The following is a 16,622-nucleotide window of genomic DNA, read 5'->3' on the forward strand; positions in this document are numbered from 1 at the left end:
CCGCTTGGCGCGAATTTTTTATCTGCGATTCAGCAACTTTTTAAGTTTGATTCAGCAATTTTTTATCGGCGATTCAGTTTCGCGCATTGCGGATCATGGTCAATCCGACCAGTCGCGACACCACCAACGCTACGTACATCACGCCTGCGAACTGTTCCAGCATCACCAGTGCGCGTGCTTGTGGATGCACCGGCACGACGTCGCTCAGGCCCACCCCGGACAACAAACTGAAGCTGAGATAAAGCAGCTCCATCCAGGTGCGCAGTTCGCTCTCGCTGGTGGCCACGAAGCTGCCCGGGAACCACTGCTGGCAGACGGCGAACGCGAAGGCGAACGCCCAGGCCAGCAGCGTGAAGGTCGCGCCCGCGGCGAACAGCTCGTCACGGGTCACCTTGTGGTCCTGCAGCATGTAGGCGATCAGGCTGCCGGCCGTATAGAAATACAGCAGGCATTCCAGCAGCTGCGCGGTGGTGACCAGCGCCGGCCGCCCCAGCAGTGCCCCGGACAGGGAGAACACCACGGAGGGAATGGCCAACAGCAACGCCACCCACATGCCCAGCGGGCTGCGCCGCACCACCCACAACGCCAGGCCAAGCACCGCGATGCCGAACGCGCCGAACAGCGCGCGGCCGGCCCCGGACTCGTCCATGGCCGGGTACAGCAATACGCCCAGCAACTGCACCCCCAGCAACCAGGCCGAAGGGTGCCGACGGGCGATGGCCAGCCATCGGGTGGTGCGCGCTATGGCCATCGTGGTGTCCCTGCCCCTGTGTCGATGGCCGAAGCTTAACGGCTGTCGCGCCCGGGCGGCATGACGGCCGCCCCGGCCGCGTAGTCGCGCACGTCCTGGGTGATCTTCATCGAACAGAAGTGCGGGCCGCACATCGAGCAGAAATGGGCCTCCTTGTGGGCGTCCTTGGGCAACGTTTCGTCATGGAACCCGCGCGCCTTCTCCGGATCCAGGCCCAGGTGGAACTGGTCTTCCCAGCGGAACTCGAAGCGCGCCCTGCTCAGCGCGTTGTCGCGCACCTGCGCACCCGGGTGGCCCTTGGCCAGGTCGGCGGCGTGGGCCGCGATGCGGTAAGCCATGATGCCGTCGCGCACGTCCTGGCGGTTGGGCAGGCCCAGGTGCTCCTTGGGGGTGACGTAACAGAGCATGGCGGTGCCGTACCAGCCGATCATCGCCGCGCCGATTGCGCTGGTGATGTGGTCGTAGCCCGGCGCGATGTCGGTGGTGAGCGGCCCCAGCGTGTAGAACGGCGCCTCGCCGCACTCACGCAGCTGCTTGTCCATGTTCTCCTTGATCAGCTGCATCGGCACATGGCCGGGGCCTTCGATCATGGTCTGCACATCGTGCTTCCAGGCAATCTTCGTCAGCTCGCCCAACGCTTCCAGTTCGCCGAACTGCGCGGCATCGTTGGCGTCGGCGATGCAACCGGGGCGCAGGCCATCCCCCAGCGAGAAGGTCACGTCGTAGGCCTTCATGATCTCGCAGATGTCCTCGAAATGCGTGTAGAGGAAGTTCTCGCGCTGATGGGCCAGGCACCACTTGGCCATGATCGAGCCGCCGCGCGAGACGATGCCGGTCACCCGGCGCGCGGTGAGCGGCACGTGGCGCAGCAGCACGCCGGCATGGATGGTGAAGTAGTCCACGCCCTGCTCGGCCTGCTCGATGAGCGTATCGCGGAAGATTTCCCAGCTCAGGTCTTCGGCACGGCCATCGACCTTTTCCAGCGCCTGGTAGATCGGCACCGTGCCGATCGCCACCGGCGAGTTGCGCAGGATCCATTCGCGGGTTTCATGGATGTGCTTGCCGGTGGACAGGTCCATCACGGTGTCACCGCCCCAGCGGATCGCCCACACCAGTTTCTCCACTTCCTCGGCGATGCCCGAGGACACCGCGCTGTTGCCGATGTTGGCGTTGATCTTGGTCAGGAAGTTGCGGCCGATGATCATCGGCTCGCTCTCGGGGTGGTTGATGTTGTTGGGCAGCACCGCCCGCCCGCGCGCGATTTCCTCGCGCACGAACTCCGGCGTGATCGAGGCGGGGATGGAGGCACCAAACGACTGGCCGGGGTGCTGCATCAGCAGCGCCTCGTCGCGGATGGCCTCGAGGCGCTGGTTCTCGCGGATCGCCACGAACTCCATTTCCGGAGTGATGATGCCGCGACGGGCATAGTGCATCTGGGTGACGTTGGCGCCGGCCACCGCGCGTCGCGGTTGCAGCCGCGACGGGAAGCGCACCGCGTCCAGCCGCGCATCGGTTTCGCGCGAACGCCCGAACGCCGAGCTGGGCCGATCCAGCAGTTCGGTGTCGCCACGCTCGGCGACCCAGCCTGCACGCAGGGCCGGCAAGCCGGTGGACAGGTCGATGCGGGCCTCGGGATCGGTGTACGGGCCGGAGGTGTCGTACACGGTCAGCGGGGCGTTGCCGCCACTCAGCGCAATCTCGCGCATCGGCACCTGCAGGTCGCAGCGCGAGCCGGGCACGTGGATCTTGCGTGAGCCGGGAATGGGTCGGGTGACCGACTCGGACAGCTGCTGGGCCTGTTGCTGCAGGGCGGAAGGGTGTGCGTTCATCGGGCATCGTCCTGGGTTGTCGGTGCGAGGGTTCGCACGGCGAGGGACGAAGCGGCGGCGCACGGCCGGCGCACGGCGCGCGGATCCCAGGCGGGGGGCTGGGCGGCGCGGTGCATCGGCTGTTGCGAAGCTTCCCTACGCCGGTATCAACCGGATCAGGTTCGAAGGGACTGTCTCAACCGAGGCCACATGGCCGCGGTACCCCCGCTTCGGGGCGGATTAGACCACACCTGCACCGCAAGTGTGAACAGCCATGTCATGCCGCCTTGGATAGACTGCCGCGCATGGTATTTCGACTCTCCATCGCCCTGGTGGTACTGCTGGTGCTGGCCGCTGGGGTGGCACCCGACCCGTTCAACGAAATCGTGCGCGGCGGGCTGGTGCACATCGTCCGCAGTGCCGGCTGGCTGTACCTGCTGGTGGTGTTCATCACGCTCTCGTTCCTGCTCTATCTCGCTTTCGGGCGGCTGGGCTCGCTGCGGATCGGCGGTGAAGATGCCGAACCGGATTTCTCCAACGCCAGCTGGATGTCGATGCTGTTCGCCGCCGGCATGGGCATCGGCCTGGTGTTCTGGGGCGCGGCCGAACCGGTCTCGCACTTCGTCACCCCACCCGAAGGCCTGCCCCCGCAGAGCATGGAAGCGGCACGCGCCTCGATGCGCTATGCGTTCTTCCACTGGGGCCTGCACCCGTGGGCGATCTACGCACTGATCGGGCTGGCGATGGCCTGGTTCCAGTTCAACCGCAATGGCCGTGGATTGATCAGCGATCTGCTGCAGCCGCTGATCGGCGCGCACCACCGGGGGTGGATCGGCACCGTGGTGAACGTTGCGGCGGTGGTGGCCACCGCGATCGGCGTGGCCACCACGCTGGGCTTTGGCACCATCCAGATCGCCGCCGGGCTGGACCGCGTGTTCGGCCTGCACGCCGGCGCGCCGCTGCAGCTGACCATCATCGCCGTCGCCTTCGTGCTGTACATGGCCTCTACCGCCAGCGGCGTGCACCGTGGCATCAAGTGGCTCTCCAACTTCAACCTCGGCCTGGCTGCCGTGCTGCTGGCGCTGGTGCTGGTGCTCGGCCCCACTGCCTTCATCTTCGATACCTTCACCACCACCATTGGCGCCTACCTCAACCAGCTGGTGACCATGAGCCTGCGCATGTCGCCATTCTCGGGCAGCACCTGGGTGGCCGACTGGACGATCTTCTACTGGGCGTGGTGGATTGCCTGGGCACCTTTCGTGGGCTCGTTCATCGCCCGCGTCTCGCGCGGGCGCAGCATCCGCGAGTTCGTGCTCGGCGTGGTGATCGCACCCAGCGTGCTCGGCTTCCTGTGGTTCTCGGTGTTCGGCGGCACCGCGCTGTGGTCGCAGATCTTCGGCCATGTGGACCTGGTGCAGGCACTGGGCACCGGCTACGAAACCGTGCTGTTCACCATGTTCGACAGCCTGCCGCTGCCCACCGTGCTCTCGGTGATCGCACTGGTGCTGCTGATGATCTTCTTCGTCACTTCGGCAGACTCGGCGGTGCTGGTACTGGCCAGCATGTCCACCGACGAAGCCGGCGACCCGCCATTGTCGCGGAAGATCACTTGGGGCGTGGCGATTGCCCTGATCGCCGCCGTGCTGCTGCTGGCCGGCGGCCTGGACGCGCTGCAGGGCATGATCACCATCGCCGCCCTGCCCTTCGCACTGCTGATGCTGGCCGTCATGTGGTCGCTGTACCGCGTGCTCGACATGGAGTACGCGCTACAGCGTCGACGCGCATTGCGCGCGCGGCGGATGATGGATGCCTGGATCGAGCGAGAGATCGCCGCGCAGGAAGAGACGCGCGATGAGGCTTCGCGGGCGGATACGTAAGGGGTAAGAGCAGCGTTTCAGTTTTTACGCGCTGGGGAGGCCGACGGGCAGCCTCTTACGGGACACGCCGTAAACCGCCCTCCGGGCCCCGGCCCAGCCGCCAGCGGCTGGGCGTTCAGTCGCACGCGAGGCAGTGCCTCGCAAGCAGTGCGCCTTCACCCTTGGGGGCTTGGCAAAAACATCCATGTTTTTGACAGGGGCCGCCGGCTGCTCGCAAAGATGCATGAAGCAGCCACGCACCGCGTGGCTCCACCGGACTGCTCAGTATCCGGCTGCCTGCCCATCCTTGCGGCTTTCCGAAGCACCGTAATACACCCCGGTTTCAGGGTCGCGCATGATCGCCTGGTACCCGCCGTACGGACCGTCAGCGAACGTCACGCGGTGCCCCTTGCGCATCAACGCGCGCACCGTTTCATACGGGTAGCCGGTTTCCAGGTTCACCTCGCCGCCGTCGCTCATCGCCGTGGCCTGCCCGGTCGGTTCGGTCGAGCCTTCATGCTGGATGCGCGGCGCATCACCGGCTTCCTGCAGGTTCATGCCGAAGTCCACCAGGTTCATCACGATCTGCGCGTGCCCCTGCGGCTGCATCGCACCGCCCATCACGCCAAAACTCATCCACGGCTTGCCGTCCTTGGTCACGAAGCCCGGAATGATGGTCTGGAACGGACGCTTGCCCGGCGCATAGCCATTGGGGTGGTCCTTGCGCAGCACGAACATCTCGCCGCGATCCTGCAGGATGAAACCCAGCCCCGGCGGCGCCATGCCGCTGCCCATCCCGCGGTAGTTGGACTGGATCAGCGACACCATCATCCCGTCCGCATCGGCCACCGTCATGTAGATCGTGTCGCCTTCTTCCAGCTGCTTCGGCGTGCCCGGCTGCACCTCGCGCAGCGCCTTGTCCATTGAAATCAGCTTGCGCCGCTCGGCCGCGTATTCCTTCGACACCAGCTTGGCCACCGGCGCCGGCTGGAACGCCGGATCGGTGTAGAAGCGCGCCCGGTCCGCGAAGGCCAGCTTCTTGGCTTCCACGAACAGGTGCACATGCTCCGGCGAGCCGAACGGAATCTTCGAGAAGTCGTACCCCTCCAGCACGTTCAGGATCTGCAGCGCCGCGATACCCTGGCTGTTCGGTGGCAGCTCCCACACGTCATACCCCCGGTAGTTGCTGCTCACCGGCTCCACCCACTCGCCGTGGTGGCTGGCCATGTCGTCGTAGCTCAGGTAACCGCCATTGGCCTTGAAGTAGGTGCCAATCGTGCGCGCGATGTCGCCCTTGTAGAACGCATCGCGGCCGCCCTGCGCGATCTGCTCCAGCGTGTTGGCCAGGTTCGGGTTCTTCCACACCTCACCCTTGCGCGGCGCGTGCCCATTGATCGTGAACTGCTCCTTGAAGCCCGGATACTGCGACAGCTTCGGCACCGACCGGTCCCAGTAGTAGGCGATCACCTCCGCCACCGGGTGGCCCTCGCGTGCGTAGCGGATCGCCGGCGCCAGGTTGTCGGCCATCGGCTTGCGGCCGAAGCGGTCATGCAGCGCGAACCAGCCATCCACCGCGCCCGGCACCGACACCGGCAGTGGGCCCGTGGCCGGGATGTCCTTCAGCCCCCGGCGCTGGAACTCGGCCAGGGTCAGCGACTTCGGCGAACGGCCCGAGCCGTTGTAGCCGTACAGCTTCTGCGTTTTCGGATCCCACACGATCGCGAACAGGTCCCCGCCCACCCCGTTTCCGGTGGGCTCCATCAGCCCCAGCGCGGCATTGGCGGCGATCGCCGCATCCACCGCCGAGCCACCGCCCTTCATCACATCCAGCGCGATCTGCGTGGCCAGCGGCTGCGAGGTGGCCGCCATCGCGTGCGGGGCGATCACTTCCGAGCGGGTGGCAAAGCCATGCCCGGTGACCCGGTCGGCGGCAGAAGACAGCATCGGCAGGGCGCACAGCAGCGCGGCAGCCAGGGCGGCACGGACAAGGGGTCGGGTCACGGAGGAGTTTCCTGGAGGGGTGGAAAGCGTTCGATGGTGGCGGTTGAGGCGTGCTGCGCACATCCGACAATGGTCATGCACGGGGGCATCCACGACAGCCTGATCCGCGCAGAAACCGGGCTTCAAAACTTGAATTGACGTTCACCGGAACGCTTTCACGCGCAACCATCCTTATACGGCGGGGCTTTGCGCTGGATACAGCCGAAACCGTTGGAAATTGTCCAAACACGGTTGACAGCGGCAAAACCGCTGTGGTTTTCTCGATCACATGTTGCAGCGCCACACGCCCATTCGCGAATCCATCGAGCACGCCGGTCCCGGCGCGGCCTCCATCCGTTCGCTTCTTGTCCTCGTACTTATTACCCAACCAACAGGTGCGGGACGGACCGGCGTGTAAGTAGAACTGCCAGGTATCCATCAAAACCCGCACCCACCCTGGTGCGGGTTTTTTCGTTTCAGAACCCTCCGATTTCTTCCTCCAAAGGACCTCCCCCATGAGCACCAACGACCTGCCCCAGATCAAGATCGCTGTTGTCGGCTACGGCAGCCAGGGCCGCGCCCACGCATTGAACCTGCGTGAATCCGGTTTCGACGTGGTCATCGGCCTGCGTCCGGGCGGCCCGACCGAGGTCAAGGCACAGGCCGACGGTTTCACCGTCAAGGCACCGGCCGAGGCGGTCAAGGATGCGGACCTGGTCGCCGTGCTGACCCCGGACATGGTGCAGAAGAAACTCTACGAAGACGTGCTGGCGCCGAACATGAAACACGGCGCGGTGCTGCTGTTCGCCCACGGCCTGAACGTGCACTTCAACATGATCGCCCCGCGCGAAGACCTGGACGTGGTGCTGGTTGCGCCCAAGGGCCCGGGCGCGCTGGTCCGCCGCGAATACGAAATCGGCCGCGGCGTGCCGTGCATCTGGGCGGTCTACCAGGACCGCAGCGGCAAGGCCGCCGAGTACGCATTGGCCTATGCCGCCGGCCTGGGCGGCGCACGCGCCAACCTGATCCAGACCACCTTCAAGGAAGAAACCGAAACCGACCTGTTCGGTGAACAGGCCGTGTTGTGTGGCGGCGCCTCGGCACTGGTCCAGGCGGGGTTCGAAACGCTGGTGGAAGCCGGCTACCAGCCGGAAATCGCCTACTACGAAGTGCTGCACGAACTGAAGCTGATCGTGGACCTGTTCTACGAAGGCGGCATCACCCGCATGCTGGAGTTCATCTCCGAAACCGCGCAGTACGGCGACTACGTGAGCGGCCCGCGGGTGATCGACGCCGGCACCAAGGAGCGCATGAAGGCGGTGCTGGCCGACATCCAGGACGGCACGTTCACCAAGAACTGGGTGGCCGAATACGAAGCGGGCCTGCCGAACTACAACAAGTTCAAGCAGGCCGACCTGGAACACCCGATCGAGAAGGTAGGCAAGGAACTGCGCGCCAAGATGGTCTGGTTGCAAAGTCAAGCCGCGTAACCGCGCGGCTCCCCCACCGCTTTCGCAAAGGTCACCGCATGAACACCTCCGCACACAGCACCGCGCCCCGCAACGGCGCACGCTGGTTGACGCAGGCCCTGGAAGCCGAGGGCGTCGATACGCTGTTCGGCTATCCGGGCGGCACCATCATGCCCTTCTACGACGCCCTGGTGGATTCAGGGCTGAAGCACATCCTGGTGCGCCACGAACAGGGCGCGGCGCTGGCGGCAAACGGCTATGCCCGCGCCAGCGGCCGCGTTGGCGTCTGCGTGGCCACCTCCGGTCCGGGCGCTTCCAACCTGGTCACCGGCATCGCCGATGCGATGCTGGATTCGGTGCCGATGGTCTGCATCACCGGCCAGGTCGCCACCCCGCTGCTGGGTACCGACGCGTTCCAGGAACTGGACGTGTTCGGGCTGACCCTGCCGATCGTCAAACACAGCTGGCTGGTGCGTTCGGTCGACGACCTGCCGCGGATCGTCCGTGAGGCGTTCCGGATTGCGCGCGAGGGCCGTCCCGGCCCGGTGCTGATCGACCTGCCCAAGGATGTGCAGATCGCCGACGCCAGCCACCTGCCGGCGCACGTGCCGGAAACGGTCAACCCGCCGGTGGCCCCGGCCGACGCCGCGCTGGCCGATGCCATCGCCGCGATCCAGGCCGCCGAAAAGCCGGTGATCTACGCCGGCGGCGGTGTCGCGCTGGGCGATGCGGTGGAGGACTTCCGTGCCTTCGTCGATGCCACCGCCATTCCCACCGTGCTGACCCTGCGCGGTCTGGGTGGGCTGCCGGCGCAGCACCCGCATTACCTGGGCATGCTGGGCATGCACGGCACCCGCGCGGCCAACATGGCCGTGCAGGAGAGCGACCTGCTGGTGGTGGTCGGCGCCCGCTTCGACGACCGCGCGACCGGCAAGTTGAACGAGTTCGCCCCGTTCGCCCGCGTCATCCATATCGATGCCGACGCGTATGAGATTTCCAAACTGCGTACCGCCGATGTGGCGGTGCCGGGCAACGTCGGCACCGCGCTGCGCGCACTGACTGCGGCCCTGCCGCGCGCCGCCGCATCGCAGGAGTCGTGGCGCAAGCGCTGCGCCGGGCACCGCGAGCGCTTCGCCGCACGCTACGACGCACCGGGCGCGCACATCTATGCACCGGCGCTGCTGAAGCGCCTGAGCGAAGTGGCGCCGGCCGACGCGATCATTGCCTGCGATGTCGGCCAGCACCAGATGTGGGTGGCGCAGCATTGTCGGTTCAACCACCCGCGCAACCACCTGACCAGCGGTGCGCTGGGGACCATGGGCTTCGGCCTGCCGGCGGCGATGGGCGCGCAGTTCGCCTGCCCCGACCGCACCGTGGTGCTGGTCTCCGGCGACGGCAGCTTCATGATGAACGTGCAGGAGCTGGCGACCATCGCCCGCTGCCGCCTGCCGGTGAAGATCGTGCTGCTGGACAACAGCTCGCTGGGCATGGTCCGCCAGTGGCAGGAGCTGTTCTTCGCCGAGCGCTACAGCGAGATCGACCTGTCCGACAACCCGGACTTCGCCGCGCTGGCCAAGGTGTTCGGCATTCCGGCCACCCGCATCGAGAACCGCGACGACGTCGAAGGCGGCCTGGCCGCGCTGCTGGCCGAACCCGGCCCGGCGCTGCTGCATGTGGCCATCGATGCGCGCGCCAACGTATGGCCGCTGGTGCCGCCCAACAACGCCAACAGCACGATGCTGGAAAGCAACCCCGCCCATCAGCCCCAGGAGTTCCCCCATGCAATACCGGCTTGACCTGGTGCTGGTTCCCGCCGAAGGCGCGCTGCTGCGCGTTATCGGCATGGCCGAACGCCGTGGCTTTGCGCCGCGCGCGATCGTGGGTGCGCCCAATGCGGCCGACGATGGTCGCTGGCACCTGCAGCTGGTGGTGGACAGCACCCGCCCGCCGGAGACGTTGTGCCGCCAGATCGAAAAGATCTATGACTGTGTTTCGGTGCGGATCAGCGCGCTGGAGCCGGGTACTGGGGTAACCGTATGAACGCCCGCGCCGTGGTTCCGGTGCCGGTACGGAGGGGTCTTCTTCAAGGCCCGTCGCCCACGCACGACCGCGTCCGTCATCCCGCGTGCGATCTGCGGAGCCGCCATGCCGCCTAGCCGTGCCCCGCAGGAATCGGAGGTAGGCGACGTAAGCGTCGCCGACGTGCTGGCCGCGCAGGCGCGGCTGCGCCGGTTCCTGCCGCCCACGCCGCTGCATTATGCGGAGCGGTTCGGCACCTGGCTGAAACTGGAAAACCTGCAGCGCACCGGCTCGTACAAGGTGCGCGGCGCATTGAACGCGCTGCTGGCCGGGCGCGAACGCGGTGATGACCGCCCGGTCATCTGCGCCTCGGCCGGCAACCATGCCCAGGGCGTGGCGTGGTCGGCCTACCGGCTGGATATCCCGGCCATCACGGTGATGCCGCACGGCGCCCCGGCGACCAAGATCGCGGGCGTTGCCCACTGGGGCGCCACCGTGCGCCAGCACGGCAGCAGTTACGACGAGGCGTACGCCTTCGCGCGCGCCCTGGCCGACCAGCACGGCTACCGCTTCCTGTCCGCCTTCGACGAGCCGGACGTGATCGCCGGCCAGGGCACGCTGGGCATCGAACTGGCCGCGCATGCGCCGGACGTGGTGATCGTGCCGATCGGCGGTGGCGGGCTGGCCTCCGGCGTCGCGCTGGCGCTGAAATCGCAGGGCGTGCGGATCGTCGGCGCGCAGGTCGAGGGCGTGGATTCGATGGCGCGCGCGATCCGCGGCGACACGCGCGAGATCGCACCGGTGGCCACCCTGGCCGACGGCGTGAAGGTGAAGATCCCTGGCACCCTGACCCGCCGCCTGTGCAGTGCGCTGCTGGACGACGTGGTGATCGTGCGCGAAGCCGAGCTGCGCGAAACCCTGGTCCGGCTGGCGCTGGAAGAACACATCATCGCCGAAGGCGCCGGCGCGCTGGCGCTGGCCGCCGGCCGCCGCGTGGCCGGCAAGCGCAAGTGCGCGGTGGTCTCCGGCGGCAACATCGACGCCATGGTGCTGGCCCAGCTGCTGTCCGACATCCGCCCGCGCCCGCCGCGCAAACCGCGCCGCCGCGCCAGCGAGCGGACACGGCCACCGCTACCGACCGTGCTCGCGCCACCGCCGAATTCCATCGTCCTTCCTTCCCCTGCCTTGCCATCCGACCTTGCCGTCGAGGAGACCTCCTGGTGAATACGCCCAACTCCCCCCGAATTCGAATTTTCGATACCACCCTGCGTGACGGCGAGCAATCGCCCGGCTGCAGCATGAGCCCGCAGCAGAAGCTGGTGATGGCACGCGCGCTCGACGAGCTGGGCGTGGACGTCATCGAAACCGGCTTCCCGGCCAGCTCGCAGTCCGACCGCGACGCGATGGCGATGATCGGCCGCGAAGTGCGCCGCCCGACCCTGGCGGTGCTGTCGCGCTGCCTGGCCGCCGACATCGAAACCTCGGCCAAGGCCCTGGACGCAGCCGCCAATGCGCGCCTGCACGTGTTCCTGTCCACCAGCCCGCTGCACCGCGAGCACAAGCTGCGCATGAGCCGCGAGCAGGTACTGGAATCGGTGCACAAGCACGTGAGCCTGGCGCGCAGCTACATCGACGATGTGGAATTCTCGGCCGAGGATGCCACCCGCACCGAAGAAGACTTCCTGATCGAAGTGGCCCGCGTGGCCGTCGCTGCCGGCGCCACCACCATCAACCTGCCCGACACCGTGGGCTTCACCACCCCGGAAGAGATCCGCGGCATGTTCCAGCGGGTCATCGCCGGGGTGCCCGACAGCGACCGCATCATCTTCAGCACGCACTGCCACAACGACCTGGGCCTGGCCGTGGCCAATTCGCTGGCGGCCATCGAAGGCGGCGCCCGCCAGGTGGAGTGCACCATCAACGGCATCGGCGAGCGCGCCGGCAACTGCTCGCTGGAAGAGCTGGCCATGGTGCTGAAGGTACGCAACGCCTTCTACGAGGAAGACACCCGCATCAACACCCCGCGCATCGTCTCCACCTCGCAGCTGCTGCAGCGCCTGGTCGGCATGCCGGTCCAGCGCAACAAGGCGATCGTGGGCGCCAATGCCTTCGCCCACGAATCGGGCATCCACCAGCACGGCATGCTGCGCCACCGGGGCACCTACGAAATCATGCGCCCGGAAGACGTGGGCTGGGAGAATTCGCAGATGGTGCTGGGCCGCCACAGTGGCCGGGCCGCGGTTGAAGCGCGCCTGCGTGCCCTGGGTTTCTGGCTGGAGGAAGAAGAGCTGAAGCTGGTGTTCGAGCAGTTCAAGACCCTGTGCGAGCAGCAGCGCGTGGTCACCGACGCCGACCTGCAGGTACTCATGCAGGGCAGCTCCACCCAGAACGGCTACCGGCTGGCCTCGATGACGATCAGCGACGTGGGCAGCCGTGCCAACGCGCTGGTCGAACTGTCCGACCCGGACGGCAACCGCGTGGCTGAAACCGCGCAGGGCGATGGCCCGGTGGACGCGCTGTTCGGCGCGCTGTCGGCCGCCACCGGCGTGCAGCTGATGCTGGACAGCTACCACGTGCACAGCGTGGGCATCGGCGCCGACGCGCGCGGCGAAGCCAACCTGAGCGTGCGCCACGACGGCGTGGAGTACGAAGGCACCGGCACCAGCCGCGACATCATCGAAGCCTCGGCGCTGGCCTGGCTGGACGTGGCCAACCGCCTGCTGCGCCAGCGCCAGGCCAGCGCCGAACACCCCGCGGCCACTGCCGCCGCCTGAGGAACCCACGCATGAGTGCCTTCGACAGCCCCTACACCGCCGATGCTTCCCAGCACTGGAACGCGCACGACTACGCCATCGACGCCGGCTTCGTGCCGCTGCTCGGCGGTGCGGTGGCGCGCCTGCTCGACCCGCAGCGCGGCGAGCGGATCCTTGACCTGGGTTGCGGCGATGGCGTGCTGAGCTTCGATCTGGCACTGAGCGGTGCGCACGTGACCGGCGTGGACAGTTCGCCGGAGCTGATCGGTGGCGCGCGTGCGCGTGGGATCGATGCACGGCTGATGGACGCGCATGCGATGACCTTCGAGCGCTGCTTCGATGCGGTGTTCAGCAACGCGGCGCTGCACTGGATGCGGGAACCGGACAGGGTGATCGACGGCGTGCGCCGTGCGCTGCGGCCCGGTGGCCGCTTCGTCGCCGAGATGGGTGGCCAGGGCAACGTGGCCACCATCACCAGCGCACTGCAGGCCGCCCTGTGCAGCAACGGCCACGCCGTGCCGGCGTTCCCGTGGTACTTCCCTGACGAAGAAGCCTACGCCGAGCGCCTGCGCGCGCACGGTTTCCAGGTGCGCCATATCGAATGCCTGGCACGCCCGACCGTGTTGCCCACCGGCATGCAGGGCTGGCTGCGCACCTTCGCCTCGCCCTTCCTGGTGGGGTTGGATGCCGCCCAGCGCCAGCGCGTGCTGGATGACACCGTGGCGCTGCTGGCGCCGACCCAGCGCAACGCGCACGGCCAATGGACCGCCGATTACGTGCGGCTGCGCTTCGAGGCGCGGCTGCGCACTTCCTGACCGACCCGAACCGCCCTATCGTCACATGAACCACAGCAAGGCCATTCCATGACCCCAGCTCCCCGCACCCTGTACGACAAACTGTGGGACGCCCACGTGGTCGTGCCCGAATCGGACAGCGCGCCCGCCGTGCTGTACATCGACCTGCACCTGATCCACGAAGTGACCTCGCCGCAGGCCTTCACCGAACTGCGCGAGCGCGGCCTGTCGCCGCGCCGCCCGGACCGGACCAAGGCCACCATGGATCACTCCACCCCGACCCTGCCGGCCGGTGCCGACGGCAAGCTGCCGTACGCCAGTGCCGCTTCGGAAGCGCAGGTCGCCATGCTGGCGCGCAACTGCGCCGAGCACGGCATCGAGCTGTTCGACCTGCAGTCGGCCAACCGCGGCATCGTGCACGTGATCGCACCCGAGCAGGGTTTCACCCAGCCGGGCATGACCATCGTGTGCGGTGACAGCCATACCTCCACCCACGGTGCGTTCGGTGCGCTGGCGTTCGGCATCGGCACCAGCGAAGTGGGCCACGTGCTGGCCACCCAGTGCCTGCTGCAGCGCAAGGCCAGGACCATGGCGATCACCGTCGATGGCGCACTGGCGCCGGGTGTGGGCGCCAAGGACGTGGTGCTGCACATCATCGGCGTGATCGGGGTCAACGGCGGCACCGGCCATGTGCTGGAGTTCCGGGGCAGCGCGATCACCGCGATGGACATGGAGCAGCGCATGACCCTGTGCAACATGTCCATTGAAGCCGGCGCGCGCGCCGGCATGGTCGCGCCGGACCAGGTCACCTTCGACTGGGTAGCCAATACGCCGCGCGGCCCCGAGGGCGCGGAGTTCGACATCGCCGTGGCGCAGTGGAAGCAGCTGCGCAGCGATGCCGGCGCGCGCTTCGACGTGGAAGTCCACATCGACGCGGGCGACATCCGCCCGACCCTGACCTGGGGAACGCATCCGGGCACGGCGATCGCGGTGGACGCCCCGATCCCTGCCGCCAACGACGCGGCCGACCAGAAGGGCCTGGATTACATGCACTTCCACGCCGGGCAGACCCTGGCCGGTACGCCGGTGGACGTGGTGTTCGTCGGCTCGTGCACCAATGGCCGGCTGAGCGACATGCGCGAAGTGGCGCAGGTGCTGCAGGGCCGGCGCGTTGCCAATGGCGTGCGCATGCTGGTGGTGCCGGGTTCGGAGATCGTCAAGCGCCAGGCCGAAGCCGAAGGCATCGATGCCATCGTGCGCGCCGCCGGCGCCGAATGGCGCGAGCCGGGCTGCTCGATGTGTATTGCCATGAACGGCGACCTGGTCGCTCCGGGGCAGCTGGCAGTGAGCACCAGCAACCGCAACTTCGAAGGCCGCCAGGGCCCGGGCTCGCGCACGCTGCTGGCCTCGCCGATGACGGCCGCCTGGGCAGCGGTGAATGGCCACGTGGCCGACCCGCGTGAACTGTATGCCAGCCAGGAGGTGGCCTGATGAGCGGCTTCCGCACCCTGACCTCGACCAGCGTGGTGCTGCGCGAGACCAACATCGACACCGACCAGATCATTCCGGCGCGGTTCCTGTCCACCACCGAACGTGCCGGGCTGGGCAAGCACGCGTTCAACGACTGGCGCTGGCAGGCCGACGGCAGCCCGAACCCGGGTTTCGCCTTCAACCAGCCGCACAATGCCGGGCGCAGCATCCTGCTGGCCGGGCGCAACTTCGGCTGTGGCTCCTCGCGCGAGCACGCGCCGTGGGCATTGGCCGACCTGGGCCTGCGCGCGATCGTCAGCAGCGAAATCGCCGATATCTTCCGCGGCAATGCGCTGAAGAACGGCCTGCTGCCGATCGTGCTCGACGAGGCCGACGTGCAGACGCTGATGCAGCGCCCGGACGACGCGTTGACCGTGGACATCGCCGCGCGCGAGCTGCGCACGCCCGATGGCCGGGTGTATTCCTTCCCGCTGGACGGCTTCTCGCAGACCTGTCTGCTGGAAGGCGTGGACCAGCTGGGGTATCTGTTGGGTCGTACCCCTGACATTGAACGTTACGAGAGTGAACATGCACGCTGAGATTGTCGTATTGCCCGGTGATGGCATCGGTCCGGAAGTCGCCGCGGCCGCGGTTGCGGTGCTGGGCGCCGTGGCCCAACGCTTTGCCCACACCTTCCATTTCAGCGAACACGATATCGGCGGCATCGCCATCGACCGCCACGGCGAGCCGCTGCCGGCGGCCACGCTGGAGGCCTGCCGCCAGGCCGATGCGATCCTGCTGGGCGCGGTGGGCGGCCCGAAGTGGTCCGACCCGAACGCGAAAGTGCGCCCGGAACAGGGCCTGCTGGCCATCCGCAAGGCGCTGGGGCTGTACGCCAACCTGCGCCCGGTGCGCACCCACCCGGCCGCGCTGGGCGCCTCGCCGATCAAGGCCGAGCTGCTGGAGGGCGTGGACTTCGTGGTGGTGCGCGAGCTCACCGGCGGCATCTACTTCGGCGAGAAGACGCGCACGGCCGACACCGCCAGTGACCTGTGCAGCTACAGCGTCGGCGAGATCGAGCGGGTGATGCGCAGTGCGTTCCGGTTGGCACGGCAGCGCCGTGGCAAGGTCACCTCGGTGGACAAGGCCAACGTGCTGGAAACTTCGCGCCTGTGGCGTGACGTGGCGGCGCGGATCGGCCGCGAGGAATTCCCGGAGATCGCGCTGGAGCACCAGCTGGTGGATTCGATGGCCATGCACCTGCTGGCCAAGCCGCGCGAGTACGACGTGATCGTGACCGAGAACATGTTCGGCGACATCCTCACCGACGAGGCTTCGATGCTGGCCGGTTCGCTGGGCCTGCTGCCGTCGGCGTCGTTGGGTGAGCCGGGTGCGGTGGGCATTTACGAGCCGATCCACGGCTCGGCCCCGGACATCGCCGGAAAGGGCATCGCCAACCCGTACGCCACGATCTTCAGCGCTGCGATGCTGCTGCGCCATTCGCTGGGATTGGAAGCCGAAGCAGCCGCCGTGGAAGCGGCCGTACATGCCGCGCTGGACGATGGGGTGTTCACCGCCGACCTGGCCGCCAAGGGCCAGGCGGTGAGCACCACGCAGGCCACCGACGCGGTGTTGGCGCGTCTGGGATAAGCGGCGCGCCGGGTAGAGCGGCGGCGGAATGGTAGAGCGGACTGTTAGTCCGCTGCTTTCGGCGCAGACCCA

The 16,622-nt window shown here is 67.5% G+C and carries 13 protein-coding genes and 1 riboswitch; of the genes, 10 read left to right on the top strand and 3 right to left on the bottom strand.

The genetic code is table 11. From position 1 onward, the window contains the following. Nucleotides 1-73 precede the first annotated feature (73 nt). Both BAY15_RS15660 and thiC read right to left on the bottom strand, forming a co-directional pair. A complete protein-coding gene (locus tag BAY15_RS15660) occupies nucleotides 74-751 on the bottom strand; it encodes an ion channel (protein ID WP_068853930.1) in 678 nt (225 codons plus the stop codon). Between the two features lie 35 nt (nucleotides 752-786). Continuing rightward, a complete protein-coding gene (thiC, locus tag BAY15_RS15665; protein WP_068853931.1) occupies nucleotides 787-2,580 on the bottom strand; it encodes a phosphomethylpyrimidine synthase ThiC in 1,794 nt (597 codons plus the stop codon). Nucleotides 2,581-2,694: 114 nt separating this feature from the next. Beyond that, nucleotides 2,695-2,796: riboswitch (TPP riboswitch) on the bottom strand. Between the two features lie 68 nt (nucleotides 2,797-2,864). On the opposite strand from thiC, the gene BAY15_RS15670 reads away from it, so the two are divergent. Continuing rightward, complete coding sequence (locus BAY15_RS15670; RefSeq protein ID WP_068853932.1) at nucleotides 2,865-4,436, top strand: BCCT family transporter; 1,572 nt, start codon at nucleotides 2,865-2,867, stop codon at nucleotides 4,434-4,436. Nucleotides 4,437-4,697: 261 nt separating this feature from the next. Here BAY15_RS15670 and ggt read toward each other — a convergent pair whose 3' ends face one another. After that, nucleotides 4,698-6,416: a gamma-glutamyltransferase gene (gene ggt, locus BAY15_RS15675; protein WP_068853933.1), complete on the bottom strand. Its 1,719-nt coding sequence runs from the start codon at nucleotides 6,414-6,416 to the stop codon at nucleotides 4,698-4,700. A gap of 494 nt (nucleotides 6,417-6,910) precedes the next feature. Here ggt and ilvC point away from each other — a divergent pair, with 494 nt between their 5' ends. From ilvC to leuB, 9 genes are all read left to right on the top strand, one after another. After that, the gene (gene ilvC, locus BAY15_RS15680) at nucleotides 6,911-7,885 is read left to right on the top strand and encodes a ketol-acid reductoisomerase (protein ID WP_068853934.1); all 975 of its coding nucleotides are present in this window, start codon (nucleotides 6,911-6,913) and stop codon (nucleotides 7,883-7,885) included. Nucleotides 7,886-7,923: 38 nt separating this feature from the next. Then, nucleotides 7,924-9,660: an acetolactate synthase 2 catalytic subunit gene (gene ilvG / locus BAY15_RS15685; RefSeq protein WP_068853935.1), complete on the top strand. Its 1,737-nt coding sequence runs from the start codon at nucleotides 7,924-7,926 to the stop codon at nucleotides 9,658-9,660. Further along, nucleotides 9,644-9,904, top strand: a complete 261-nt coding sequence (locus tag BAY15_RS15690) for an ACT domain-containing protein (RefSeq protein ID WP_068853936.1) — start codon at nucleotides 9,644-9,646, stop codon at nucleotides 9,902-9,904. The genes ilvG and BAY15_RS15690 overlap by 17 nt, the downstream gene beginning before the upstream one ends. A 105-nt stretch (nucleotides 9,905-10,009) precedes the next feature. Continuing rightward, nucleotides 10,010-11,107 (top strand): threonine dehydratase, encoded by a 1,098-nt coding sequence (locus tag BAY15_RS15695; protein WP_068853937.1) that lies wholly within the window; start codon nucleotides 10,010-10,012, stop codon nucleotides 11,105-11,107. Then, complete coding sequence (locus BAY15_RS15700) at nucleotides 11,104-12,657, top strand: 2-isopropylmalate synthase (protein WP_068853938.1); 1,554 nt, start codon at nucleotides 11,104-11,106, stop codon at nucleotides 12,655-12,657. The genes BAY15_RS15695 and BAY15_RS15700 overlap by 4 nt, the downstream gene beginning before the upstream one ends. Nucleotides 12,658-12,668: 11 nt before the next feature. After that, nucleotides 12,669-13,451: a class I SAM-dependent methyltransferase gene (locus tag BAY15_RS15705; RefSeq protein ID WP_068853939.1), complete on the top strand. Its 783-nt coding sequence runs from the start codon at nucleotides 12,669-12,671 to the stop codon at nucleotides 13,449-13,451. A gap of 48 nt (nucleotides 13,452-13,499) precedes the next feature. Next, a complete protein-coding gene (leuC, locus tag BAY15_RS15710) occupies nucleotides 13,500-14,921 on the top strand; it encodes a 3-isopropylmalate dehydratase large subunit (RefSeq protein WP_068853940.1) in 1,422 nt (473 codons plus the stop codon). Continuing rightward, nucleotides 14,921-15,499, top strand: a complete 579-nt coding sequence (leuD, locus tag BAY15_RS15715) for a 3-isopropylmalate dehydratase small subunit (protein WP_068853941.1) — start codon at nucleotides 14,921-14,923, stop codon at nucleotides 15,497-15,499. Before leuC ends, leuD begins: the two co-directional genes overlap by 1 nt. Further along, nucleotides 15,489-16,550, top strand: coding sequence for a 3-isopropylmalate dehydrogenase (leuB, locus tag BAY15_RS15720; RefSeq protein ID WP_068853942.1), 1,062 nt, complete (start codon nucleotides 15,489-15,491; stop codon nucleotides 16,548-16,550). The genes leuD and leuB overlap by 11 nt, the downstream gene beginning before the upstream one ends. The last annotated feature ends 72 nt before the right edge of the window (nucleotides 16,551-16,622 follow it).

Source organism: Stenotrophomonas rhizophila (genome assembly GCF_001704155.1).
Taxonomy (GTDB): Bacteria; Pseudomonadota; Gammaproteobacteria; order Xanthomonadales; family Xanthomonadaceae; genus Stenotrophomonas; species Stenotrophomonas rhizophila_A.

Coding starts and splice junctions, on each gene's coding strand:
- BAY15_RS15660 (WP_068853930.1), bottom strand. CDS start 751: ATGGCCATAGCGCGCACCACCCGATGGCTGGCCATCGCCCGTCGGCAC.
- thiC (WP_068853931.1), bottom strand. CDS start 2,580: ATGAACGCACACCCTTCCGCCCTGCAGCAACAGGCCCAGCAGCTGTCC.
- BAY15_RS15670 (WP_068853932.1), top strand. CDS start 2,865: ATGGTATTTCGACTCTCCATCGCCCTGGTGGTACTGCTGGTGCTGGCC.
- ilvC (WP_068853934.1), top strand. CDS start 6,911: ATGAGCACCAACGACCTGCCCCAGATCAAGATCGCTGTTGTCGGCTAC.
- ilvG (WP_068853935.1), top strand. CDS start 7,924: ATGAACACCTCCGCACACAGCACCGCGCCCCGCAACGGCGCACGCTGG.
- BAY15_RS15690 (WP_068853936.1), top strand. CDS start 9,644: ATGCAATACCGGCTTGACCTGGTGCTGGTTCCCGCCGAAGGCGCGCTG.
- BAY15_RS15695 (WP_068853937.1), top strand. CDS start 10,010: ATGCCGCCTAGCCGTGCCCCGCAGGAATCGGAGGTAGGCGACGTAAGC.
- BAY15_RS15705 (WP_068853939.1), top strand. CDS start 12,669: ATGAGTGCCTTCGACAGCCCCTACACCGCCGATGCTTCCCAGCACTGG.
- leuC (WP_068853940.1), top strand. CDS start 13,500: ATGACCCCAGCTCCCCGCACCCTGTACGACAAACTGTGGGACGCCCAC.
- leuD (WP_068853941.1), top strand. CDS start 14,921: ATGAGCGGCTTCCGCACCCTGACCTCGACCAGCGTGGTGCTGCGCGAG.
- leuB (WP_068853942.1), top strand. CDS start 15,489: ATGCACGCTGAGATTGTCGTATTGCCCGGTGATGGCATCGGTCCGGAA.